The sequence below is a fragment of the Pseudomonas sp. LS-2 genome (assembly GCF_003605735.1).
Taxonomy (GTDB): domain Bacteria; phylum Pseudomonadota; class Gammaproteobacteria; order Pseudomonadales; family Pseudomonadaceae; genus Aquipseudomonas.
In genome coordinates, this window is the sequence record NZ_QXTJ01000017.1 from 44290 (window position 1) to 67282 (window position 22993).

At 60.0% G+C, this 22993-nt stretch carries 20 protein-coding genes; all 20 read left to right on the plus strand.

Annotation, left to right across the window (positions count from 1 at the left end):
* Nucleotides 1-79: 79 nt before the first annotated feature.
* The 20 genes from D3M70_RS12115 (at nt 80) to D3M70_RS12215 (ending at nt 22760) form a co-directional block, all read left to right on the plus strand.
* Nucleotides 80-2929 carry a TIGR00180 family glycosyltransferase gene (locus D3M70_RS12115; RefSeq protein WP_120126000.1) on the plus strand — a complete coding sequence of 950 codons (2850 nt, stop codon included), beginning with the start codon at nt 80-82 and terminating at the stop codon, nt 2927-2929.
* 25 nt (nt 2930-2954) lie between these two features.
* Nucleotides 2955-3956: a UDP-N-acetylglucosamine 4,6-dehydratase (inverting) gene (pseB, locus tag D3M70_RS12120; protein ID WP_120126001.1), complete on the plus strand. Its 1002-nt coding sequence runs from the start codon at nt 2955-2957 to the stop codon at nt 3954-3956.
* Complete coding sequence (gene pseC, locus D3M70_RS12125) at nt 3953-5119, plus strand: UDP-4-amino-4,6-dideoxy-N-acetyl-beta-L-altrosamine transaminase (protein WP_120126002.1); 1167 nt, start codon at nt 3953-3955, stop codon at nt 5117-5119. Before pseB ends, pseC begins: the two co-directional genes overlap by 4 nt.
* 13 nt (nt 5120-5132) lie before the next feature.
* On the plus strand, nt 5133-5753 hold the full coding sequence (locus D3M70_RS12130; protein WP_120126003.1) for a pseudaminic acid biosynthesis-associated methylase: 621 nt from the start codon (nt 5133-5135) through the stop codon (nt 5751-5753).
* A complete protein-coding gene (gene pseF / locus D3M70_RS12135) occupies nt 5750-6451 on the plus strand; it encodes a pseudaminic acid cytidylyltransferase (protein ID WP_120126004.1) in 702 nt (233 codons plus the stop codon). Before D3M70_RS12130 ends, pseF begins: the two co-directional genes overlap by 4 nt.
* A complete protein-coding gene (gene pseG, locus D3M70_RS12140; protein ID WP_120126005.1) occupies nt 6448-7950 on the plus strand; it encodes a UDP-2,4-diacetamido-2,4,6-trideoxy-beta-L-altropyranose hydrolase in 1503 nt (500 codons plus the stop codon). Before pseF ends, pseG begins: the two co-directional genes overlap by 4 nt.
* On the plus strand, nt 7943-8995 hold the full coding sequence (pseI, locus tag D3M70_RS12145; protein WP_120126006.1) for a pseudaminic acid synthase: 1053 nt from the start codon (nt 7943-7945) through the stop codon (nt 8993-8995). Before pseG ends, pseI begins: the two co-directional genes overlap by 8 nt.
* Before the next feature lie 651 nt (nt 8996-9646).
* Nucleotides 9647-10579 (plus strand): ketoacyl-ACP synthase III, encoded by a 933-nt coding sequence (locus D3M70_RS12150; RefSeq protein ID WP_120126007.1) that lies wholly within the window; start codon nt 9647-9649, stop codon nt 10577-10579.
* An 84-nt stretch (nt 10580-10663) separates the two neighbouring features.
* Nucleotides 10664-11959, plus strand: coding sequence for a motility associated factor glycosyltransferase family protein (locus D3M70_RS12155; protein ID WP_120126008.1), 1296 nt, complete (start codon nt 10664-10666; stop codon nt 11957-11959).
* Nucleotides 11956-12213 carry a hypothetical protein gene (locus D3M70_RS12160; protein WP_120126009.1) on the plus strand — a complete coding sequence of 86 codons (258 nt, stop codon included), beginning with the start codon at nt 11956-11958 and terminating at the stop codon, nt 12211-12213. Before D3M70_RS12155 ends, D3M70_RS12160 begins: the two co-directional genes overlap by 4 nt.
* A 48-nt stretch (nt 12214-12261) precedes the next feature.
* Complete coding sequence (locus tag D3M70_RS12165) at nt 12262-12927, plus strand: hypothetical protein (protein ID WP_120126010.1); 666 nt, start codon at nt 12262-12264, stop codon at nt 12925-12927.
* Between the two features lie 293 nt (nt 12928-13220).
* The gene (locus tag D3M70_RS12170) at nt 13221-14372 is read left to right on the plus strand and encodes a flagellin (RefSeq protein WP_120126011.1); all 1152 of its coding nucleotides are present in this window, start codon (nt 13221-13223) and stop codon (nt 14370-14372) included.
* A 292-nt stretch (nt 14373-14664) separates the two neighbouring features.
* Complete coding sequence (locus tag D3M70_RS12180; protein ID WP_120126013.1) at nt 14665-15522, plus strand: flagellin domain-containing protein; 858 nt, start codon at nt 14665-14667, stop codon at nt 15520-15522.
* Nucleotides 15523-15597: 75 nt separating this feature from the next.
* Nucleotides 15598-15987, plus strand: a complete 390-nt coding sequence (locus D3M70_RS12185; RefSeq protein ID WP_120126014.1) for a flagellar protein FlaG — start codon at nt 15598-15600, stop codon at nt 15985-15987.
* A gap of 77 nt (nt 15988-16064) precedes the next feature.
* A complete protein-coding gene (fliD, locus tag D3M70_RS12190; protein ID WP_120126015.1) occupies nt 16065-17504 on the plus strand; it encodes a flagellar filament capping protein FliD in 1440 nt (479 codons plus the stop codon).
* Between the two features lie 121 nt (nt 17505-17625).
* Nucleotides 17626-18021 (plus strand): flagellar export chaperone FliS, encoded by a 396-nt coding sequence (gene fliS, locus D3M70_RS12195; RefSeq protein ID WP_120126016.1) that lies wholly within the window; start codon nt 17626-17628, stop codon nt 18019-18021.
* A gap of 11 nt (nt 18022-18032) precedes the next feature.
* Nucleotides 18033-18329, plus strand: coding sequence for a flagellar protein FliT (gene fliT / locus D3M70_RS12200; RefSeq protein WP_120126017.1), 297 nt, complete (start codon nt 18033-18035; stop codon nt 18327-18329).
* 169 nt (nt 18330-18498) lie between these two features.
* Nucleotides 18499-19974, plus strand: a complete 1476-nt coding sequence (locus tag D3M70_RS12205) for a sigma-54 dependent transcriptional regulator (RefSeq protein WP_120126018.1) — start codon at nt 18499-18501, stop codon at nt 19972-19974.
* A 141-nt stretch (nt 19975-20115) separates the two neighbouring features.
* Nucleotides 20116-21336 (plus strand): PAS domain-containing sensor histidine kinase, encoded by a 1221-nt coding sequence (locus D3M70_RS12210; RefSeq protein ID WP_256659823.1) that lies wholly within the window; start codon nt 20116-20118, stop codon nt 21334-21336.
* Nucleotides 21333-22760 carry a sigma-54 dependent transcriptional regulator gene (locus D3M70_RS12215; RefSeq protein WP_120126020.1) on the plus strand — a complete coding sequence of 476 codons (1428 nt, stop codon included), beginning with the start codon at nt 21333-21335 and terminating at the stop codon, nt 22758-22760. Before D3M70_RS12210 ends, D3M70_RS12215 begins: the two co-directional genes overlap by 4 nt.
* Nucleotides 22761-22993 lie beyond the last annotated feature (233 nt).

Sequence of the window (22993 nt, forward strand, 5' to 3'; positions counted from 1 at the left end):
TCGAAGCACCTTGCCCAATGCGCTTTTTCCTTCAAACATTTCTAGGTCCGGCCATGCGCCGGATGGCGGGACAACGTTAATGCACAGTCATCAAATCGCAGGAAATAACATGTCGCTCGACGATCAGCTCACCCTGGTGGTTCTGACCCATAATCGGCCCGCCTTTCTGCGTCGGACCCTGCAGTTCTACAGCACCTTGCCGGCGCGGGTACTGGTGCTGGACTCGTCCACCGAATCGGCCAGCGCCATCGCCGAGCTGTTTCCGGACGTCGACTACCGTCATCTGCCGCAATTTTCCTACACCGGATTGCAGGAAAAGGCTGCCTACGGCGTCGGTCTGGTAACGACTCCGTTCATGACGTTCGTTCCTGACGACGATTTCCTGCTGCATGACGCGTTGATCCAGTCGGTGGACTTCCTGTCCGCGAACCCGGATTACGGCCTGTGCCACGGCTACTGCCTGATGTATCTGGCGTATGGCAACAAGGTCGAATACTACCGTCGCGACAAGAAGGTCTGTGAAGATTACGCCAGCGAAGACGCCTCCGAGCGCGTGCTCGATTACCTCGGCCAGTACATCCCGCCGTTCTACGCCGTGACCCGCACCGAGCTGTTGCAGCGCTGGTACGCCTCGTTGCCAAAGGGCACGGGTTTCGAGTTGCAGGAATTTGGCCATGCCTACTTCCTGTTGTCCTGCGCCAAGGCGCGGATCCTGCCGATTCCCTATGTCGTGCGTGAGGTCAATTACCTGCGCTCCGAGCATCAGACCGACATTCTGGTCAAACTCGCCGACGCCGACCCACAGTCGCAAACCGAGCGTCAGCAGTTCTCCAGATTCCTCGGTTCCCTTGAAACCGGCATCAGCGATAAAACCGCACAGGAACGTTCGCAACTGGCGCTGACGGCGATGTCGGCGCTGACCACCTGCTTGCTGGAAGCGCGCTCGCTGACCCTGACCAGCATCTTTGTATCGCGCTGGAGCGATGTGTTCGCGCCGGCCGAGCAAGAGTTCGGCACGCGTCAGTTCGTGGAAATGCCGTTTTACAACCAGGCGTTCTTCGACGTGCTGAGCGACATCGAATTCCTGATCCATGCCATGCCTGCCGGCAAGCTGCAGATGGAGCAGCTCGAAGGCGTCTGGACGCAACAGGAATTGCTGTTGCGCACCCACGAGAACGACACGCCGGAAACCATCGCCAACCGATTGTGGGAGGCCATGACGCTCAACATTTTCAATCCGCAGATCGTCGCGCCGTTGCTGGAACTGATGACCGAACAGGACGATCAGGAAGAAGTCGCGCAAATGGCTCACTGGCTTGAACGCCTTGAATCGGTCAATCGCGAAGACCACCGTGTGCGGTTCAATAGCATGCCGTCGGGTCGCCTGCTGCAATGGCTCGATGCGCGCAAGCCGGGCGTCGAAGACGTGCAGGCCATCACCGCGCGCATCGCCGAACAGGGGGGCGGGCCGCAGTTTGGCGTTCTGCTGCTGGACCTGGAAAGCGACATGGCCAAGCTGCAAGTCACGCTGGACAGCCTGGTTGAGGGGCACTGCAAGACCTTCAAGGTCGTGGTCTTCACCACCGGCGAACCGCCAGCGGCGACCAAGTCGACTTGCGACTGGTTGATGCTGGCCGAAGTGGGTGATGAGTTCACCCCGGGCGGTTTGTTGCGCGCTGCGCTGGAATTGCAGGCAGCGCCCGATTGCCGCGCAGTGTTCGCCGATGAAATCCAGCGTCTGCCCAATGGCGCGCTGACCCACGTCATGCGTCCCGGTTTCAACCTGGACCTGCTGCAGAGCCATCCTTCGCTGATGTCACGTCACTGGCTGATGCGTCGCGATGTGCTGCTGGACGCTGGTGGTTACTCGGCCGACTTCGACCAGGCGCCGGAATTCGAGCTGCTGCTGCGCGTAATCGAACAGGGTGGTCTGGCCTGGCTGGCCCATCTGGACGAACCCCTGTTGATCTGTGACGCGTTGCCGACCGAAGAGAATCCGCATCAGCGCCTGGCCTTGACTCGCCATCTGGCCCAACGTGGCTACAAGGCGCAGGTCAGCGCGGTGACCGGTGGCGCCTGGCGCATCGACTATCGTCACAGCCAGCGTCCGCTGGTCTCGATCATCCTGCGCAGCGAAGACAACCTGGCCGAACTGCAACGCTGCCTGAACAGCGTGCTGTTGCGCACTCGTTACTCGAACTACGAAGTGCTGATCGCCGACAACCACAGCCAGTCGCCTGAGCTCGTCGAATGGCTGGGGCAGCAGGAGAAGGCCCGGGTGCGCGTGATTCGCATGCCACAGCGCTTGAGCCACGCGGCCCTCGTCAATACGGCACGTCAGAGCGCCAAGGGTGAATTCCTGGTGCTGTTGTCCACTGAAGGTGAAGTGGTCAGCCCGAACTGGATCGATTCGTTGCTCAATCACGCCCAGCGCCCGGAAGTTGGCGTGGTGGGTGCCAAGCTGCTGGATCGTCATGATCGGGTCAGTCAGGCCGGCTTGATTCTGGGGCTCAATGGCGGTGTCGGCTCGGCGTTCGTGGGCGAGGCAAAAGACGCGGGCGGCTATCTGCAACGCCTGCTGCTGGACCAGAACTACGGCGCGGTATCCGACGCCTGTCTGATGGTACGCTCGGAAATCTTCGATGCGGCGGGCGGTCTGGACGAAGAACAGTTCGCCGACGCCTTCAGCGATATCGATCTGTGCCTCAAGCTGGGTCAGGCCGGGTACATGACCGTGTGGACGCCGCAGGTGCATGTCGTTCATCCGGGCACGTTGCCCGTCGCGCCGACTGCCCTGGCGGCCCTGCAAGACAAGTGGGCCGACGCGTTCGCCCATGATCTGGCCTATAACAAAAACCTGGCGCTCACCGGCAAGGGCTTCACCCTTGGCGAAAGTGACGGTTCGACCTGGGCGCAATTGCTCGCTTGAGGTTGCAAGGGTAGAGGGCTTCGCCATGTTCAACGGCAAATCGGTGTTCATCTCAGGCGCGACCGGCTCGTTCGGTCGCCAATTCATCCGCACGCTGCTGGAGCGCTATCAGCCCCGGCGCGTGGTGGTGTTTTCCCGCGATGAGCTCAAACAGTACGAAATGCAGCAGGAATTCAATGCGCCCTGCATGCGTTATTTTCTCGGCGACGTGCGCGATGCCGAGCGTTTGCAGCAAGGCATGCGTGGCATCGATTACGTGGTGCATGCCGCTGCGCTCAAGCATGTGCCGGCGGCCGAATACAACCCGACCGAGTTCATCCGCACCAACGTCAATGGCGCGGAAAATATCATTTCGGCGGCGATTGCCAACGGCGTGAAGAAGGTCATCGCGCTGTCCACCGACAAGGCGGCTAGCCCGATCAACCTCTACGGCGCCACCAAGCTGCTGTCGGACAAGTTGTTCGTGGCCGCCAACAACATCGGTGGCGAGGAGCAGACGCGCTTCGCCGTCGTGCGCTATGGCAACGTGGCGGGTTCGCGGGGTTCCATCGTGCCGTTCTTCCACAAGCTGATTGCGGGGGGCGCCAAAGAGCTGCCGATCACCGATCCGCGCATGACCCGTTTCTGGATCACGCTGGACCACGGCGTCGATTTCGTGATGCAGAGCTTCGAGCGCATGCATGGCGGCGAAGTGTTCGTGCCGAAGATCCCGTCGGTGCGCATCGTCGATCTGGCTCAGGCCATGGCCGCCGATCTGCCGCACAAGCTGGTGGGCATTCGTCCCGGCGAGAAGCTGCATGAACTGATGGTGCCGCAGGACGATGCGCGCATGACCCTGGAGTTCGAGGATCACTACACCATCGTGCCGTCGATCCGCTTCAACAACGTGGACACCGATTTCGCGGTCGATGCGACGGGCGAGCAGGGCAAGGCGGTCAGCGATGAGTTCGAGTACCGCTCGGACACCAACCCGGACTTCCTGACGATCCCGCAGATCGGCGAACTGCACGCCGGCATCCAGCCATGATCCCCTATGGTCGGCAAAGCCTGGATCAGGCCGACATCGACGCGGTGGTCGAAGTGCTCAAGTCCGACTGGCTGACCCAGGGCCCGACCATCGAACGTTTCGAGGCGGCGATGGCCGAGCGTTGCCAGGCCGGCTTTGGGGTTGCCGTGTGCAATGCCACAGCGGCGCTGCACATTGCCTGTCTGGCGGCTGGGCTGGGCGAAGGCGACGTGCTGTGGACCAGCCCCAATACCTTTCTCGCTTCGGCCAACTGCGGCCGTTATTGCGGCGCCGACGTGGACTTCGTCGACATCGATCCGCTGACCTGGAACCTCGACGTCAATGTCCTCGGGCGCAAGCTGGAAACGGCCGAGCGTGAGGGCAAACTGCCGAAGGTGTTGGTGGCGGTGGCGTTTTCCGGGCAAAGCTGCGACATGCGCGCGATTGCCGGGCTGTCGCGCCGTTACGGCTTCGTGGTCATCGAAGACGCGTCCCACGCGGTCGGCGCGCGCTATGCCGGGCGTCCGGTGGGCTGCGGTGAGTTCGCCGACATGACCGTGTTCAGCTTCCACCCGGTGAAGATCGTCACCACGGGTGAGGGCGGTCTGGTGCTGACCAACTCGCCAGAACGCGCCGAACACCTGCGTCGCCTGCGCAGCCATGGCATGACCCGCGATCCGGCGCAGATGGACGAACCCAGCCACGGGCCCTGGTACTACCAGCAGATCGAACTGGGCTTCAATTACCGCATCACCGACATGCAGGCTGCGCTGGGCCTGTCGCAGTTGAGCAAACTCGACGGTTTTCTGGCCCGGCGTCGGCAGCTGGTGGCGCGTTATCAGGCGTTGCTCGGTGATCTGCCGTTGACCTTGCCGACCTGTCAGGCCGATGCCGAGTCGGCCTGGCACCTGTATGTCGTGCGCGTGCAGACCGAGCGTCTGACAGTCAGTCATCGTCAGGTGTTCGAGGGCTTGCGCGCAGCGGGTATCGGGGTCAACGTGCACTACATCCCGGTGCATTTGCAGCCGTACTACCGTGACCTGGGGTTTGCCGCAGACGATTTTCCCGAGGCCTGCGCCTATTACGCTCAGGCCATCAGTTTGCCGTTGTATCCGGCCATGACCGATGAGCAACAAGACTGTGTGATCGGGCAACTGAAGCGGTTGCTGACGACCGCTGAATGATGGAAGCAGGGACATGCGAGAACTGACCGAGCAAGAGCAATTCTGGCAAGGCGATTTCGGCGATCGATACGTGGAGCGCAACCAGGGCCAGGCGCTGATTTCGGCGAACATCGCCTTGTTCGCCAAAGCGCTGGGCCGGGTTCAGGGGCTCACGAGTCTGCTCGAACTGGGCACTAACGCCGGCAACAATCTGCTGGCGCTGAGTCGGTTATTGCCAGGCTGTGAGCTCAATGGCGTCGAAATCAACGCCAAGGCTCACGCACAGGTGCAGTCCCTGGGGATCGCCGAGGTGTGGCACGGTTCGCTGTTCGATTTTCCACGCCTGCGCAGCTACGACCTGACCTTCAGCAAAGGGGTGCTGATTCACCTGGCGCCTGAGTGGCTGAACCAGGCTTACGATCAGCTCTATCATCTCAGCTCGCGGTACGTGTTGCTCGCCGAGTATTACAACCCGGCACCGGTGGAGGTGTCTTATCGCGGCAATGGCGGCAAGCTGTTCAAGCGCGATTTTGCCGGTGAGATGCTCGATCGTTTCACTGACCTCAAATTGCTCGACTACGGATTCGTCTACCGCCGCGATCCGCAGTTCCCCGCCGACGACATCACCTGGTTCCTGCTGGAAAAACGTCCATGAACGCAGTGGCGATCATCCCTGCCCGTGGCGGCAGTCAGCGCATCCCTCGCAAGAATCTGAAGCTGTTCAACGGCGAGCCGATGATCGTCGGCTCGATCCGCACGGCGCTGGCAAGCGGTCTGTTCGAGCGCGTGGTGGTCAGCACCGATGACGAGGAAATTGCCCAGGTCGCACGGTCCCATGGCGCGCAGGTGCCATTCATGCGCCCGGCAGCGCTGGCCGACGCCTACACCGGCACAGCGGCCGTGATCGAGCATGCCATCGGTGCGCTGGATCGGCGCTATGACTACACCTGCTGCATCTACGCCACCGCACCCCTCTTGCAAGCGCGGTTTCTGCGCCAGGGGTTGCAGGCGTTGCAGGCCGCGCCCGACAAATCCTATGCGTTTTCGGTCTGCGGCTTCGGTTTTCCGGTGCAGCGGGCGCTGCTGATCAACGACGATGGCAGCCTGAGGTCGATGCACCCTGAGTACCGCACTGTGCGTTCCCAGGATCTGCCAGCGGCCTATCAGGACGCCGGTCAGTTCTATTGGGGGCGCAGCGAGGCCTGGCTGCGTGGCGACGTGATCTTTTCCGAGCTCAGCCTGCCGGTGGTCCTGCCGCGGCATCTGGTTCAGGACATCGACAACGAGGAAGACTGGCTGCGTGCCGAATACCTTTACGCCGCGCTCAAGGCCGGCGGGGAATTACAGCCGTGAGAGTGCTCATTCGTGCCGATGCCTCGACAGCCATCGGCAGTGGCCACATTGCACGCTGCCTGACACTGGCCAACGTCCTGCGCAAGGATGGCGTCGACGTGGTCTTCGCTTGCCGACGCCTGCCTGGCCATGCGCTGCGACGTCTGGCCGAACAAGGCTATATCGCCCTCGGTTTGCCCGAGCGCTATCCGCAGGCGCAAAGTGATCCGGGCATTGAAACGGTTCTGCCGTGGCAAGCCGACATCGACGCCCTTGCCGACGTCTTGAAAGACGCACCGCGCTTCGACTGGCTGATCGTTGACCATTACGGTCTGGATGCCCGCTGGGAGAATGCGGCTCGACCATTTGCCGATCGCCTGATGGCCATCGATGACCTCGCCAATCGACCCCACGCGGTGGACGTGCTGCTGGATCAGAATTATTCGGCTCAGGTGCTCGAACGCCCTTATGCGCCGTGGCTCAACGACGACTGCAAGACGTTCCTCGGCCCGCGCTTCGCCCTCATGCGCGATGAGTTTCAATGCCAGCCCATCGTCATCGCACCCCGGGTGAAGCGCGTGCTGGTGAATTTCGGCGGCTTCGATGCGGCGCGACAGGTGCACGCGACGATGCTGGCGCTGCAGGGCTTTGAGGACCTGCAAGTGGATTTCGTTGCCGGGCTGGACAATCCCGAATGGGACGCCATGAGCCAACTGGCGAAGGCGCATCCGAACTGGCGACTGCACGCGCTGGTCAGTGACTTCTTCGCGTTGATGCAACAGGCCGATCTGTTCATCGGCGCCGGCGGCGGCACGACTTGGGAGCGCGCTGCGTTGGGCTTGCCGACGATCTGCATTTCGGTGGCCCACAACCAGGCACTGAATGCCCGTTTGCTGGCGGAGGCGGGCGGGCAGTTGTACCTGGGGCCGCACGATGCTCTTGACCCACACACCTTGATTCAGGCCATTGCGCTGCTGCGTGATAACCGCGAACTGCGTCAGAGTTTCGCCGAGCGCTCGCGGGCGTTGGTCGATGGCCGGGGGGCGCAGCGTCTGGCGGTGGCGTTGACCGGGCAGGGACTGTCGCTGCGGCAGGCTGGCGAACGGGATGCCGGTCTGCTGTTCGACGGGCGCAATGCACCACACGTCCGGCAGTGGGCGTTCAATCGCGAGCTGATTGATCGCGACGATCACCTAGCCTGGCTGGCGCGCAGCCTCGAGGATCCGCAGCGACTCATCCTGATCGGTGAAACGGTGAGCGGTCCTGTCGGCATGGTGCGCTACGACCGTGAAGGCGAGGGCGTCGACGTGTCGATCTATCTGTTCGAAGGGCAGACCGGGGTTGGCTGGGGCCAGTCGCTGCTGAGCGGGGGCGAGCGCTTCCTGCGACGGCATTGGCCGCAGGTGCGGGTGATTCGCGCGCAGGTGCTGGCGGATAACGCGGTGTCCATTTCTCTTTTTCAGAAGGCCGGGTACACCTCGGCCGAGCGTCATTTTCAGCGAGTGCTCAGTGATGAATAGCTTCAAGATCGGTTCAATAACCATCGGCCCCGATGCCCCGCCGTTCGTCATCGCGGAAATGAGCGGCAACCACAATCAGTCGCTGGATCAGGCATTGCGCATCGTCGAGGCCGCCGCGAAGGCCGGCGCTCATGCGCTCAAGCTGCAAACCTATACCGCCGACACCATGACGCTGGACATCGACGAGGGCGAGTTCTTCATCAAGGACCCCAACAGCCTGTGGGCCGGGTCGTCGCTTTACGCGCTGTATGAACAGGCGCACACGCCCTGGGAATGGCACGCGCCGATTTTCGCCCGGGCGAAGGAACTCGGGATGCTGGCGTTTTCCACGCCGTTCGATGAGAGCGCCGTGGATTTTCTCGAAAGCCTCGACGTGCCGGCCTACAAGATCGCCAGTTTCGAAAACACCGACATTCCTTTGATCCGCAAGGTCGCGGCCACCGGAAAACCGATGATCATTTCCACCGGCATGGCGAGCATCGCCGAACTGGACGAAAGCGTGCGGGCGGCGCGCGAGGCAGGGTGCACGGATCTGGTGTTGCTCAAATGCACCAGCACCTACCCGGCATCGCCCGAAAACAGCCACATCCGAACGATTCCCCACCTGGCGCAATTGTTCGGCTGTCAGGTGGGGCTGTCCGACCACACCATGGGCGTGGGGGTATCGGTTGCCGCCGTGGCGATGGGCGCGACCGTGATCGAAAAACACTTCACCCTCGACCGCGCCGAGGGCGGTGTAGACGCCAGCTTTTCCCTGGAGCCGGCCGAGATGGCCAGCCTTGTGAGCGAAACCGAACGCGCTTGGCAGGGCCTGGGCCGGGTGCACTACGGCGCGACTCTGGCGGAGCAGAAATCCCTGGTCTTCCGCCGCTCGCTGTATGTGGTGCAAGACATCGCCGAAGGCGAGCGCTTCAGCAAATACAACATCCGCGCCATCCGCCCCGGCCTCGGCCTGGCCCCGAAGCACATCGACGCCGTTCTCGGTCGCAAGGCGCGATGCGCCATCAAGCGCGGCACGGCGTTGAGCTGGGATGTGGTGGGGTGAATCAGGACGCGCTTCTGCGAGTGCGGACGCGGAGCGTCCTGCGAGGCATTCCCACGCTGGAGCGTGGGAACGATCATTGTGGTGGGGCGGATCGACCGAAGTCGCCGTTCTTGCTGCCGGTACCCGGCAGATCGCCGACAAGTCGGGCTCCCACGGCCTGCGGCCAGAATCAAAACCCTGAGCGCGCTTCGACAAGGTGGAGCGCCACCCGGCAGCTCCCACGGCCTGCGGCCAGAATCAAAACCCTGAGCGCGCTTCGACAAGGTGGAGCGCCACCCGGCGCCACCCACGGCCTGCAGCCAGAGTCAAAGGCCGGGCTGCTACAGATGGGCCGTCTGCTGGCAATTGGCTCACGGTTCACAAACCCATGACGCCTTCATGTCAATTGCCTGTCTGAAAGCGATTGCACCCTTGCGCAGTGCCCATCGGTCAGCTAAAAGCATGTAAAACTTTTGGTGACCTGTGAGTCATAACGGGCATCTTCACTGTATCGTGCTTGCAGGCAATGAAGGCATCAGGCTGATTTCGGAGAACTTCTGAACGCCATTACGTCCTGACGTTGCCATTTTTTTCGGCCTCAAGCCCCGGATTTTCAATGCCCCGCCTCATGGCGACGGGTGATGTTCAGCAGTTTTTGATTGGGAAGCCATGATGATTGGCATTAAGAGCATAGCGAGTTACGTGCCTGCAGCCGGCGTCGACAATTACGCGCAGGGTGCCAAATTCGGGAAGGATGAAGACTTCATCCTTGGCAAGATCGGTTCTGCTTTTCTGCCACGCAAGGACGACACACAGGAAACTTCAGACCTGTGCGTCGAAGCAGCCAACCAGTTGTTCGCCAACAACCCGCAGCTGTCGCGGGACGCCATCGACGCAGTGATCGTCGTCACCCAGAACGGCGATGAAGAAGGCCTGCCACACACCGCTGCCATCGTTCAGCACAAACTCGGCCTGCCGACCCACGTCGCGGCGTTCGACATCTCCCTGGGGTGCTCGGGCTACGTTTACGGCATCTATGCGCTGAAAGGGTTCATGGAAGCCGCCGGTCTGAAAAACGGGCTGCTGATCACCGCCGATCCGTACTCCAAGATCGTCGACCCCGAAGACCGCAACACCACCATGCTGTTCGGCGATGCGGCCACCGCGACCTGGATGGGCGAAGACGCACCCTGGCAACTGGGCAAGTCGAAATTCGGCACCGACGGCGGTGGTGCGGAATTTCTCAAGACCACCAACGGCAACTTCTTCATGAACGGCCGTCAGGTGTTCAACTTCGCGCTGGTCAAGGTGCCTGCGCACCTGAACGAACTGCTGCATGACTCCGGCCTGCAATCCTCGGACATCGACGCGTTCTGCATCCACCAGGGCAGCGCTGCCATCGTCGACGCCGTGGCGCGCCGCTTCGAAGAGGGCAGTGCGCCCGAGAAATTCGTCAAGGACATGCTGGAGACCGGCAACACGGTCTCGTCGAGCATTCCGCTGTTGCTGGAAAAGCATGTGCTCAACGCGACCTGGAAGCGCGTGGCCCTCAGCGGTTTTGGCGTAGGATTGTCCTGGGGTTCGGCGATCATTTATCGTCCCTGATCCTGTTCCATCCGCAACGGTGACGCTGATCTTCACGTCACCGTTTTTGCGTTCTGCTATCCTCGCCCGAAAAGGACTGCCGTCATGAGCGAGATACTTCAGCGCAACCTTGCTGTCATTGAACAGCGTTGGCCCGAAATTGCGCTGCGGCTGTCTGCCGAAACCCCCTCATCCGTTCCCGTCGTGCTTGTCGAAGGCCGGGCGTGGACCGTAAGCGTGGCCGGCATCCAGCTCACCAGTCGTCACGATCACCTTGCCGAAGCGCAAATCCAGGCCGCCAGCCTGCCCGCCAACTGCCCCGTGGTTCATCTCTATGGCACCGGCCTTGGCGATCTGCAACGCGTCCTGCTGCAAGCCCAAACACTGCTCGAGCTCCAGATGCACATCCTCAATGGCGCGCTGTTCATGCAGGTATTGCGACTGGTGGATCAACAGGACTGGCTGACCGATCCGCGCGTCGTGCTGGGTTACGCCGACGAACATGCCGAGATTCAGTTGCCGTTCTTCGCGCTCCCAGCGGAGCTGGTGCTGGCCGACGATGCCAACGCGCGGATTCGTGATCGGCTGGTCAGCGAAGTTCACGTGACCTTCACCAATCAGGATTTCTCGGCGGACAACCCGGACAACCTCCAGAGACTGGAGCAGGGCAGGGCACTGCTGGAAGCCGACACCGATGTCGCCACGCTGTTCGGCACCCAACCAGGCCGTGATGTGTTCGTCATCGCCACCGGCCCAAGCCTGCAACAGCATCTGCCGCGCTTGCTGAGTACCTGGCAACGCGCCGACAGGCCGCTGTTCATCTGTGTCGACACCGCCTACGTGCCGCTGCGCAATCAGGGGATCAAGCCCGATCTGGTGGTCAGCATCGATCACCGCATCAGCACCCGCCACCTTCCGCCGTCCGACACTCGCGACATCGCACTGGTCTACCTGCCACGTCAGGAAGCCGCGATGCTCAAGGCCTGGCAAGGGCCGCGCTACGTCGGCTATTCCTCCAGCCCGGTCTACGCCGATATCCGTAAACAGATCCCCAGGGCTACGCTGCATGTGGGCGGCAGCGTGATTCATCCTGCCATTGATCTGGCAGTGAAGATGGGTGCAAGCCGCATCACGCTGTTCGGCGCCGATTTCGCTTTCCCCGGTGGCAAGACCCACACGGGCTGGCAGGACGGCGATCTGGGGCCGGAAATGAACATCGCCAGACACTGGGTGCGCGACGGTCGTGGGAACAAGGTCAAGACACAGCTCAATTTCCGCAGCTACCTCATCGAACTGGAGCGCTACATCGTCAAGCATCCTGAAGTGCAGTTCTTCAACACCAGCCGCGACGGCGCGACCATCGTCGGTGCCGAATTTGACCCAGACTGGACGGCCTCATGAAAACACCTGCATCGCTCATCGACGAGGCCCGTCGCTGCGCACAGTTGTTTCGCCTGGGACGGGATATCGAGGCCGCGCTGAAGATGGTCGATCTGGTAGACGCCGCTGTGCCGATATTCGCCGACTCCCAGGAGCGACACGCGGCCTGGGCCCATGTCCTTGGCGCGATCCTGCAATGTCAGGAGCGGCAGGACTGGATCGGGGTGGCGGACTGGCTGGAATATGACCTGGTCGGCTTGCTCAAGGCGTACTGACTGACCACCGCACCCCCTCATGCGATTCGATATTTTCAGGACTTCCACATGACGAAACCGCTCAATATCCTGACCCTGGGGCGTGACGGGTTGGTGGCGTTTACCACCCGGCAATTGGCGAACCTGTTGCCTGACGGACGCGAAGAGCAGGCCCGCGTTTTGATTGAGCAATATATAGACCAAGCCCTGTCCCGTTTGCATGTCTGCATCAATGCGGTCAAAACCTGGACCCCGGACGCATTCAACTACTTGCACTCCTCGCAGTACTGCACCTATCTCTATTACCTGTCCAATACGGTATGGCGCGAAACCGGCACGACCGAAGTGCCCACCAAACTGTTTCTGCTGAATAAGGCCCTTAACGGAATCGATCTGTTTTATGAGATCCATATGCCGGAGATCTTTTTCATCGGACACTCGACCGGCATCGTATTCGCCAAGGCCACTTACTCCAACTACCTGGTCGTCTACCAGAATTCTACCGTCGGTAAAAACCACGGTATCGCACCGGTACTTGACGAGGGCGTGATTCTCTATCCCAACAGCGCAGTGATCGGCGGCTGCCACATCGGCAAAGAAGCACTCATCGCCCAAAGCGTGAGTGTCATCAGCACAGACGTCGCTGCGGGCTGCATGGTGTTCGCCGGCGAAGACGGGTTGATACAGAAACCGTCGAAGCGGCGGATCATTGAGGACTTCTTTCGTTTTTCATAAGGGTTAATGTTTCCCGATAAGTAAAAGTCGTGGAAAAGTCCTACATGGCGTCACAACTCACCGTTAATCAACAGTCCGAATGGGCTGTTTTTTTTGATTTTTTTTAACCTCCGTGTATTTAAGGACTTAGCGAAATATTCATCCGACATTTGTCGTGATGGCACTGAGTGTGTGGCTGGAAAGTTGTTAAAGCCCTCTGATGCATCGTCGATAAGGCCCATGTAGGTTTTCCGGGAGAAAGGGACTTCCCCGCTTTAGAAAACCAGCCGTTTCTATCAACGAGGGAATTCAAAATGGCTTTAACCGTTCATACCAATAACGCTTCACTGTCTGTTCAACGGAATCTCAATCGGTCCTCGGATGCATTAAGTCTTTCCATGTCTCGTCTTTCTTCTGGTCTGAGAATCAATAGCGCAAAGGACGATGCTGCAGGTCTGCAGGTGGCCAACCGCCTGACGATGCAGGTCAGGGGGTTGACCGTGGCAGCGCAGAACGCCAACGACGGCATCTCCATTGCGCAAACAGCCGAGGGCGCGATGAAAGAAATGACCAATATTCTGATGCGTATGCGTGACCTCGGTCTTCAAGCCAAAAATGGCAACTACGACGCCAAGTCGCGAGACGCGATGAACCAAGAATTTCAACAGATGAGTCAGGAGCTCACGCGCATATCCAAAGATACTAAGTTCGGCAGTGGCTTGAGGCTTCTCGATGGCTCGGCCGGAACCTTGACGTTCCATGTGGGCGCTAACACTGGGCCGAGTGAGGAAATCAGCCTGACGCTTGATCGGGACATGTCGACGGAGTCGCTGTTGAAGCCTACGACAGCAATCGCTGCGGAACCAGCGGTGGCTGGGCAAACCACTGGCTCCAAGGGCGTGAATGCAGGCGAATATACTCCGCTGGCCATTGATGGAACCGGGCATCGTAATACGTCGACGACCTTTACGGCGGATACTGCATTGACAGATGCGGTCACCACTAAGCAGGGCGAGTTGCAAACAGCAAAGGATGCATTCACCCAATCCACTGCAACGGATGAGGCAACGCTTGCGCCTCTGAGGGAGGCCGTTGCCAAGGCAAGTCAGGAGCTGGCTGCCGCTGAGAATGCCGTTACCGAAGACATCAAGATCCAGCGGGCATTGAATAACAAGGCGATGGGGGACAACATCGATAATGTGATCAACGTCTTGAGCCATGCGATTGGACTGATCGACGAAGCCACCGCAGAGCTGGGTGCCAAACAAAACCGGTTGGCGGCAACGGTCTCTAACATCAGCAACGTCATCCAGAACGTTTCCGTGTCCCGCGGGCGCATCCTTGATGTGGATTTCGCGGCCGAAACAGCTGAGATGACCAAACAACAAACCCTCCAACAAGCCTCGACCGCCATCCTCGCCCAGGCCAATCAGCTGCCGGCGGCGGTATTGAAGCTGCTTCAGTGATTTCCATGCCTCTATAGGCCACGCCGTAACCGGGCGCGTTCCAGGGCGTGCCCGGTCTTGAATCCGTTGGCAGTCAGGTGGTTATCGTTGTGATTAAAGCTTATGGGAGTCGCGCCGAAACGCTTTGTAACCCCCGTCAAAAGCAGGGGTGGCGCTCTGGTGGCAAAAAATTTTCAAATTGCCCTCAAGCTCCTTCCAGATACGACGATAAACATTACGTAGGTTCTCTAGGCCACACCCGGCGCTTGCCAGGGCCGGAAAGCCGCAGTACCCAACCAACGAGGAATTCATCATGGCTTTAGGCGTAAACACCAACGTAGCTTCCCTGGCTGTTCAGAAGAACCTGAGCCGCGCTTCGGACGCACTGTCGACTTCGATGACCCGTCTGTCTTCCGGTCTGAAAATCAACAGCGCCAAAGACGACGCCGCCGGCCTGCAGATCGCTACTCGCGAAACTTCGCAAATCCGTGGTCAGACTGTAGCAATCAAGAACGCCAACGACGGTATCTCGATGGCTCAGACCGCTGAAGGCGCTCTGCAAGAATCGACCAACATTCTGCAGCGTATGCGTGAACTGGCTGTACAAGCACGAAACGACACGAACAGCACTGCTGACCGTACCGCTCTGAACGCTGAATTCGGCCAGATGTCGGACGAACTGACTCGTATCTCGGCTTCGACCAACCTGAACGGCAAGAACCTGCTGGACGGTTCGGCTGGCACCATGACTCTGCAAGTAGGTTCGAGCACTGGCTCGGCCAACCGCATCGACCTGGTTCTGAGCTCCAAGTTCGACGCCACTTCCCTGTCCGTGGCAAGCGGCTCGGTAGCCATCACCGGTACTGCTGGTAGCACCGGTACTGCTTCTGCCAACATCGACAACGCGATCACCGCTATCGACGCCGCTCTGGCATCGATCAACGCCACTCGTGCAAACCTCGGTGCTGCGCAAAACCGTCTGAGCAGCACGATCTCCAACCTGCAAAACGTCAACGAAAACGCCACCGCTGCACTGGGTCGTATTCAAGACACCGACTTCGCAGCTGAAACCGCTAACCTGACCAAGCAACAGACTCTGCAACAGGCTTCCACCTCTGTTCTGGCCCAGGCTAACCAGCTGCCATCCGCTGTACTGAAACTGCTTCAGTAATATCGGATCGTGAGTTTTGGCGGGGGAGTGTGCTTGCGTACTCTTCCGCCTTTTTACTTTGAGAGGTGAGTGGACATGGACATCAGCACCAGGTTGAACTTGTCTTACCCAGCGGTGCAGTCTGTGCAACCAGCGCCAGTGGTGTCTGACAAGCAGGCCGTGGCACCTCACGTCGTTTCTGCTCCGGCTCCTGCCGCGAAATCGGAAACGGCGACGAGTAAAGACTCCAATGCCGATAAAGAGTCCAAGGACTTGAAAGCTGCCGTTCAGGAAATGGAAAAATTCTTTCAGTCGGTTCGACGCAATCTCGAGTTCTCGATTGACGAGGGTTCGGGGCAGGTCGTCGTGAAGGTGATTGCCACTGAGACGGGTGAAGTGGTTCGGCAATTGCCGTCTGCTGAGGCTCTGAAGATCGCCGACAGTCTGAAAAACGCAAACAGCCTGTTGTTCGACGCAAAAGTTTAACTGGCATGAAACGTGAACGCGGTTCTTTCGATGCAAGATGTTGTCAAAAGACCGACTAACCCTGGAAGGAGACTCAAATGGCTAGTCCAATTACCCCGTCAACCGGTCTTGGATCGGGCCTGGCAATCGGGGACATCGTGACCGCGCTGGTCAACGCCGACAAACTGGCGAAGCAGACGCAGATCACTACTCAGACCAAACTGGTCACCACCAAACTTTCCGGCATCGGCACGCTGCAATCGGCGATGTCCGCGTTTCAGACGCTGTTGAAGCCACCTACCGGCACCACCAGCAGCCTGAATTTCGCAGGTTATTCTGCCAAGTCTTCCGACGAGACCAAAGTCACCGTCAAGTCCGATAACACCGCAGTGCCGGGTACTCACTCCGTCACCGTCAATGCATTGGCCACCAGTTCCAGCGTGGCAACGGCAGCGTTTGCCGACTCTACCAGTGCCATTCCGAGTGGTAGTAACCTGACCATCACTCAAAATGGCATTTCCAAAAGCTACACCATTGCGGCGGGCGCGACCCTTGCGTCGGTGGTCAAGCAGATCAACGCCGACTCGAGCACGACCAACATCAGTGCCAACCTCATTACCGACGCCAACGGCACACGTATGGTGCTGGGCTCGTCGGTCACGGGTTTGAATTCCGATATCAGCACCACCAGTGATATCGCAGGCTTCACGATCAATAGCGGTACCAAGCTTGACACCACATCGGCCAGTTCTGCGGGCTACATTGGCGAAAAACCCGTCAACGCCGACGTGACCGTAGACGGCTTCAATTTCATCAGTGCCAGCAACACCATCGACAAGAATCTGGGCGGTGTAGCGCTGACCCTTCAACCAGGTAGCAAGGGCTCGACGACCACCGTGACGGTCAGCACCAACACGGACGGCCTGAAAACCTCGCTTCAGGCGTTTATCGATTCCTACAACACGGTTGTCAGGGCGATCAGCTCGGTCACCAAGGCCACCATCAGCGACACGCCAGATAAGACTACCGGTGCCACGGTCACACCGGCCGCTTTGACCGGCGACTCCATGCCGCGCTCGATTCTGTCGGCCATGCGTAATGAGTTGGTGACCACCGGCGCGTCGGGAAATCTGACGGTGCTGTCTCAGTTGGGAATCTCGACCAGTCAGACCGACGGTACGCTGTCTCTGGACGGCACTAAATTCGACGCCGCGATGACCAAGGGCCTGGCGGGCGACGTGCAGCAGCTGTTCAGCGGTACCGGCGATGGCAGTAATGGTCTGATCTCGCGCATGAACGCGGCGATCAGCCCGTACACCCAGACCGGCGGCATCTTTGATACACGAAAGAGCAGCCTGAACAAGCAGCAGAGCGATCTGACCGATCAGCAAACGGCGCTAGACCTGCGTGTCACCACCATGACCGCAACGCTGACCGCCAAGTACAACGCGATGGACTTGCTGGTAGGGCAGTTGAAGGCGTCTGCGACGAGCATCACGTCCTTCTTCGACTCGCTGAACGCCCAGCAGAGCGGCTGATGATCGACGCATGAACCACGACCCGGCCAGAGTGCCGGGTTTTTGGCATCTGGCCTTAAAGTTTCTCAAAGCCGTGTCGATACCCTGAATATAGAAACTTCGAGTTGTGCGAGGTAAGAGCATGAACCGTATGGCAGCCCTTCGGCAGTATCAGAAGGTCAATTCACAAGCCCAGACCGCCGTGGCCACGCCGCACCGTCTGGTGCAGATGCTCATGGAAGCCGGCCTGGACCGTATCGCCCAGGCCAAGGGAGCCATCGAGCGCAAGGACACGCCGGCCAAAGGCGTTCTGATCGGCAAGGCCATCGAGATCGTCGGCGGTCTGCGTGAAGGTCTGGACATGGAGAAGCAGGCGCAGGCCCTGGCCCATGTCGACAATCTGTATGTCTACATGATGCAGCGTCTGGCCCAGGCCAATATCAAGTCCGATCTGAAGATCCTCGACGAGGTCAGCGGTCTGCTGACGACGGTGAAGGAAGGTTGGGACGCGATTGGCGATCAGCCACCGGCGTTGTAAAGGAGATCACCATGAGTGCTGCACTCAAGCGAATCGAAGAAACCCGCGAGGCCTTGGTCGGTGCGCTCGCCGAGCGTGACTGGGAGGCAATTGGCAAGCTCGATCTGGCATGCCGTGCCTGTGTCGATGAAGTCATGCGCGAGGCGAACGATGATGAGCCTGATCTACGCAGCAATCTGGAAGAGTTGTTGGGCGTGTATAGGCAGATGATAGACATCGCCGTGGGGGAGCGTCAGGCAATTGTCGATGAAATGTCGCAGATCCAACGAGCGAAAAGCGCCGCAAAGGTTTACCATCTGTTTGGTTGACGCTTGGTTGATCAAAAAAGTTTGTGCGCCATAAAATTGACTGTGTACGGTTTTTTGACTTAACTAGTGATGTTCACTAATTTCTGGTTGATGTAGCGTCCTGCGGACAGTACAAATGCCAAGCTTGCCCCTGAATGGGCATCGAGTTGACTAGGGAAGTTGCTATTGCATGTGGCGTGAAATCAAGATTCTGCTGATCGATGACGATAGCCAGCGCCGCCGCGACATGGCGGTGATTCTGAATTTTCTCGGCGACGAAAACCTCTCCTGCTCCAGCACTGACTGGCAGCAAGTCGTGGGCTCCCTGACGTCCACTCGGGAAGTCCTGTGCGTTCTCGTCGGCTCCGTGAACGTTCCGGGCAGTCTTCAAGGGCTGCTTAAGACCGTTGCGGCATGGGATGAGTTCCTTCCGGTATTGCTGATGGGTGAAAATTCTCCGGGCGAACTGGCCGAAGACCTGCGTCGGCGGGTGCTGTCCACCGTCGAGATGCCCCCTAGCTACAGCAAGCTGCTGGACTCCCTGCACCGCGCCCAGGTCTATCGCGAGATGTACGACCAGGCCCGTGAACGTGGCCGTCAGCGCGAACCCAATCTCTTCCGCAGCCTCGTCGGCACCAGCCGTGCCATCCAGCACGTGCGCCAGATGATGCAGCAAGTGGCCGACACCGATGCCAGCGTCCTGATTCTCGGGGAGTCCGGCACCGGCAAGGAAGTGGTCGCTCGCAATCTTCATTACCATTCCAAACGTCGCGACGCGCCGTTCGTCCCGGTCAACTGCGGTGCCATCCCCGCCGAGCTGCTGGAAAGCGAACTGTTCGGTCACGAGAAAGGCGCGTTCACCGGTGCGATCACCAGTCGGGCGGGGCGTTTCGAGCTGGCCAACGGTGGCACGCTGTTCCTCGATGAAATCGGTGACATGCCACTGCCGATGCAGGTCAAGCTGCTGCGCGTGCTGCAGGAGCGCACCTTCGAGCGCGTGGGCAGCAACAAGACTCAGAGCGTCGACGTGCGCATCATCGCAGCCACTCACAAAAATCTCGAAGACATGATCGAGACCGGTGGCTTCCGCGAAGACCTTTATTACCGCCTTAACGTGTTCCCGATTGAAATGGCGCCGTTGCGTGAGCGCGTGGAAGACATTCCGCTGCTGATGAACGAGCTGATTTCGCGCATGGAGCATGAGAAGCGTGGCTCGATCCGTTTCAATTCGGCGGCAATCATGTCGCTGTGCCGTCACGGCTGGCCGGGCAACGTTCGTGAACTCGCCAACCTCGTCGAGCGCATGGCGATCATGCATCCGTATGGGGTGATCGGTGTCGCGGAACTGCCGAAGAAATTCCGCTACGTCGACGACGAAGACGAGCAACTGGTCGACAGCCTGCGCAGCGATCTGGAAGAGCGCGTGGCAATCAATGGTCATACGCCGAACTTCGCTAACAGTGCGATGCTGCCACCTGAAGGTCTGGACCTCAAAGACTACCTCGGTGGTCTGGAGCAGGGGCTGATCCAGCAGGCGCTGGACGATGCCAACGGCATTGTGGCCCGTGCCGCCGAACGTCTGCGTATTCGCCGCACCACGCTGGTGGAGAAGATGCGCAAGTACGGGATGAGCCGCCGCGAGGGCGACGATCAGGGCGAGGACTGACACTGGTTTGACGCGTCAAAAATAAACCGCTGATTTTTCAGCGGTTTTTTTTCGGCACGGGGATTGCTACGTCTCTTGCAACACATACCGTTTACTGACGGTTCGCCACGCGAGAGATCAACTATGCCCCAGGCCGCTCAGATGTCTTCCGAACCTGCTTTACCCGGTTCGCAAGTGCAGCCGTCCCCGGAGATGGAAAGCCGACAAGGACTGGAACAGGCGTTTGCCCTGTTCAATCAGATGTCGACGCAACTGACCGATTCCTACAGCCTGCTGGAAGCCCGCGTCACCGAACTCAAGGGCGAACTGGCGGTGGTCAGTGCCCAGCGGATGCAGGAGCTGGCCGAGAAAGAACGTCTGGCCAACCGCCTGCAGAACCTGCTCGACCTGTTGCCCGGCGGCGTGATCGTCATCGACGCGCACGGCATGGTTCGCGAAGCCAATCCGGCGGCGCTCGACCTGTTGGGCGAGCCGCTCATCGGCATGCTCTGGCGCCATGTCATCGCCCGCTGTTTTGCGCCGCGAGAGGATGACGGCCATGAAATCTCATTGAAGGACGGGCGTCGCCTGTCGATTGCCACCCGTTCACTGGACGCTGAGCCTGGGCAACTGGTGCTGCTCAACGACCTGACTGAAACCCGTCACCTGCAGAGCCAGCTGGCGCGCCACGAGCGTCTGTCGTCGCTGGGTCGTATGGTGGCGTCGCTGGCGCATCAGATCCGCACGCCGTTGTCCGCCGCGATGATCTACGCCAGTCATTTGACTGAGCAGGCGTTGAACGTCGAAACCCAGCAGCGTTTTGCCGGGCGTTTGAAGGAACGCCTGCATGAACTGGAGCATCAGGTGCGCGATATGCTGGTGTTTGCCCGCGGCGAATTGCCGCTGACCGACCGGCTCAGTCCGAACGCGCTGGTCGCGGCGCTGGAGTCTGCAGCTCAGACCCATGTCCGCGGTGCGGCGGTGCGTTGGCAGTGTGATGGCATCGATGGCGAATTGCTGTGCAGCCGCGACACGCTGGTGGGCGCGCTGCTCAACCTGATCGAGAACGCAGTGCAGGCCAGTGCAGGGCGTTCGCGCATCAAGGTTCATGCATACAGCCGTGGCAACACCTTGCGATTGTGCATCAGTGACAATGGCAGTGGCATCGACGCCTCTGCCTTGGCACGGATCGGCGAGCCGTTCTTCACCACCAAAACCACGGGAACCGGTCTGGGGTTGGCGGTGGTCACCGCCGTTGCTCGCGCTCATCAGGGGCAGGTGCAATTCCGTTCGCGTCCGGGGCGCGGCACCTGTGCCATCGTTTCCTTGCCGCTCATTCCGCGCGTCGGTGCAGTGGCCAGTGCAGTGGACGATTACTCATGACGATCAAGGTATTGCTGGTCGAAGACGATCCTTCACTGCGAGAAGCGCTGGGCGAAACCCTGGAGTTGGCGGGGCACGCTTACCATGCCGTCGGATCTGCTGAAGAGGCGCTTATGGCGGCGGCGCAAGCCTCGTTCAGTCTGGTGGTCAGTGACGTCAATATGCCGGGCATGGACGGGCACCAGTTGCTCAGTCAATTGCGCAGCCGCTATCCGCAGTTGCCGGTGCTGTTGATGACGGCCCATGGCGCGGTTGATCGCGCCGTCGAGGCGATGCGTCAAGGCGCCGCCGATTATCTGGTCAAGCCGTTCGAGCCCAAGGCGCTGTTGTGCCTGGTAGCGCGTCATGCGTTGGGGCGTCTGGGGCCGGCCGATGGCGAAGGGCCTATTGCGGTCGAGCCTGCCAGCGTGCAACTGCTGAATCTGGCCAGTCGCGTGGCAAAAAGCGATTCCACTGTGCTCATTTCGGGTGAGTCGGGGACGGGCAAGGAAGTGCTGGCGCGCTTCATTCACCAGCAGTCGCCCCGCGCCGGAAAACCGTTCATTGCCATCAACTGCGCAGCGATCCCGGACAACATGCTCGAGGCCACGTTGTTCGGTCACGAGAAGGGTTCGTTTACCGGTGCCATTGCAGCGCAGCCGGGCAAGTTCGAACAGGCCGACGGCGGCACCATCTTGCTCGACGAAATCTCCGAAATGCCGATGGGTCTGCAAGCCAAGTTGCTGCGGGTGCTGCAGGAACGCGAGGTGGAGCGGGTCGGTGCGCGCAAGCCTATTGAACTGGACATCCGCGTGCTCGCCACCACCAACCGCGATCTGGCGGGCGAAGTGGCGGCGGGGCGTTTCCGTGAAGACCTGTTCTACCGGCTGTCGGTGTTCCCGCTGGCCTGGCAATCGTTGCGTCAGCGCCCCGCCGACATTCTGCCGTTGGCCGAGCGTCTGCTGGCCAAACACGTCAATAAAATGAAGCACGCGCCGGTGCGGCTCTCGGCCGAAGCGCAGAAGTGTCTGGTCGGCTACAGCTGGCCGGGCAATGTGCGCGAGCTCGACAACGCCGTGCAGCGCGCGCTGATTCTGCAGCAGGGCGGGGTGATACAGGCCGAGGATTTCTGCCTGGCTGGCCCGATCACCTTCGCTTCGGTATCGACCGCTGCACCGGTCCTACAGGTTTCGCCTGTATTGCCGACAACCTCCAGCGCCACGGATTCGTCAGCGGAGGGCGGCAGTGGCGAACTGGCCGGGGCATTGGGCGAAGACCTGCGCCGTCGCGAGTTCCAGATGATCATCGACACCCTGCGCGCCGAGCGAGGCCGTCGCAAGGAAGCCGCCGAACGCCTGGGTATCAGCCCGCGTACGTTGCGCTACAAACTGGCCCAGATGCGTGACGCCGGGATGGACGTCGAAGGGTATCTGTTCGCGTCCTGATACGAGCGCGAGGCGCGTGCCCGCGACCAATCACCGCATCTGTAGCAGTACGGCTTGCCGGCGTTGGCCTCATTTAGAGCGCTACCGCCGGCAAGCCGTGCTGCTACGGATCTTCATCACCCTCTGAAAAAACCCGTTCTGTAACCACCCCGAGTACTTTCATGAAAAGCTGGCACTGTGCCGTCACTGGTCTGGCATCGTTGTTGCTACTACATGGGTAACCGCTGAATCCG

What these genes read in the sequence shown, in the direction of transcription:
- D3M70_RS12185 (WP_120126014.1), top strand. Translation starts at nt 15,598, where the DNA reads ATGGACATCAGCACCAGGTTGAACTTGTCTTACCCAGCGGTGCAGTCT.
- D3M70_RS12210 (WP_256659823.1), top strand. Translation starts at nt 20,116, where the DNA reads ATGTCTTCCGAACCTGCTTTACCCGGTTCGCAAGTGCAGCCGTCCCCG.
- D3M70_RS12165 (WP_120126010.1), top strand. Translation starts at nt 12,262, where the DNA reads ATGACGAAACCGCTCAATATCCTGACCCTGGGGCGTGACGGGTTGGTG.
- pseI (WP_120126006.1), top strand. Translation starts at nt 7,943, where the DNA reads ATGAATAGCTTCAAGATCGGTTCAATAACCATCGGCCCCGATGCCCCG.
- D3M70_RS12170 (WP_120126011.1), top strand. Translation starts at nt 13,221, where the DNA reads ATGGCTTTAACCGTTCATACCAATAACGCTTCACTGTCTGTTCAACGG.
- D3M70_RS12115 (WP_120126000.1), top strand. Translation starts at nt 80, where the DNA reads ATGCACAGTCATCAAATCGCAGGAAATAACATGTCGCTCGACGATCAG.
- fliS (WP_120126016.1), top strand. Translation starts at nt 17,626, where the DNA reads ATGAACCGTATGGCAGCCCTTCGGCAGTATCAGAAGGTCAATTCACAA.
- pseC (WP_120126002.1), top strand. Translation starts at nt 3,953, where the DNA reads ATGATCCCCTATGGTCGGCAAAGCCTGGATCAGGCCGACATCGACGCG.
- D3M70_RS12215 (WP_120126020.1), top strand. Translation starts at nt 21,333, where the DNA reads ATGACGATCAAGGTATTGCTGGTCGAAGACGATCCTTCACTGCGAGAA.
- D3M70_RS12155 (WP_120126008.1), top strand. Translation starts at nt 10,664, where the DNA reads ATGAGCGAGATACTTCAGCGCAACCTTGCTGTCATTGAACAGCGTTGG.
- D3M70_RS12160 (WP_120126009.1), top strand. Translation starts at nt 11,956, where the DNA reads ATGAAAACACCTGCATCGCTCATCGACGAGGCCCGTCGCTGCGCACAG.
- pseB (WP_120126001.1), top strand. Translation starts at nt 2,955, where the DNA reads ATGTTCAACGGCAAATCGGTGTTCATCTCAGGCGCGACCGGCTCGTTC.
- fliD (WP_120126015.1), top strand. Translation starts at nt 16,065, where the DNA reads ATGGCTAGTCCAATTACCCCGTCAACCGGTCTTGGATCGGGCCTGGCA.
- fliT (WP_120126017.1), top strand. Translation starts at nt 18,033, where the DNA reads ATGAGTGCTGCACTCAAGCGAATCGAAGAAACCCGCGAGGCCTTGGTC.
- pseF (WP_120126004.1), top strand. Translation starts at nt 5,750, where the DNA reads ATGAACGCAGTGGCGATCATCCCTGCCCGTGGCGGCAGTCAGCGCATC.
- D3M70_RS12205 (WP_120126018.1), top strand. Translation starts at nt 18,499, where the DNA reads ATGTGGCGTGAAATCAAGATTCTGCTGATCGATGACGATAGCCAGCGC.
- D3M70_RS12130 (WP_120126003.1), top strand. Translation starts at nt 5,133, where the DNA reads ATGCGAGAACTGACCGAGCAAGAGCAATTCTGGCAAGGCGATTTCGGC.
- D3M70_RS12180 (WP_120126013.1), top strand. Translation starts at nt 14,665, where the DNA reads ATGGCTTTAGGCGTAAACACCAACGTAGCTTCCCTGGCTGTTCAGAAG.
- D3M70_RS12150 (WP_120126007.1), top strand. Translation starts at nt 9,647, where the DNA reads ATGATTGGCATTAAGAGCATAGCGAGTTACGTGCCTGCAGCCGGCGTC.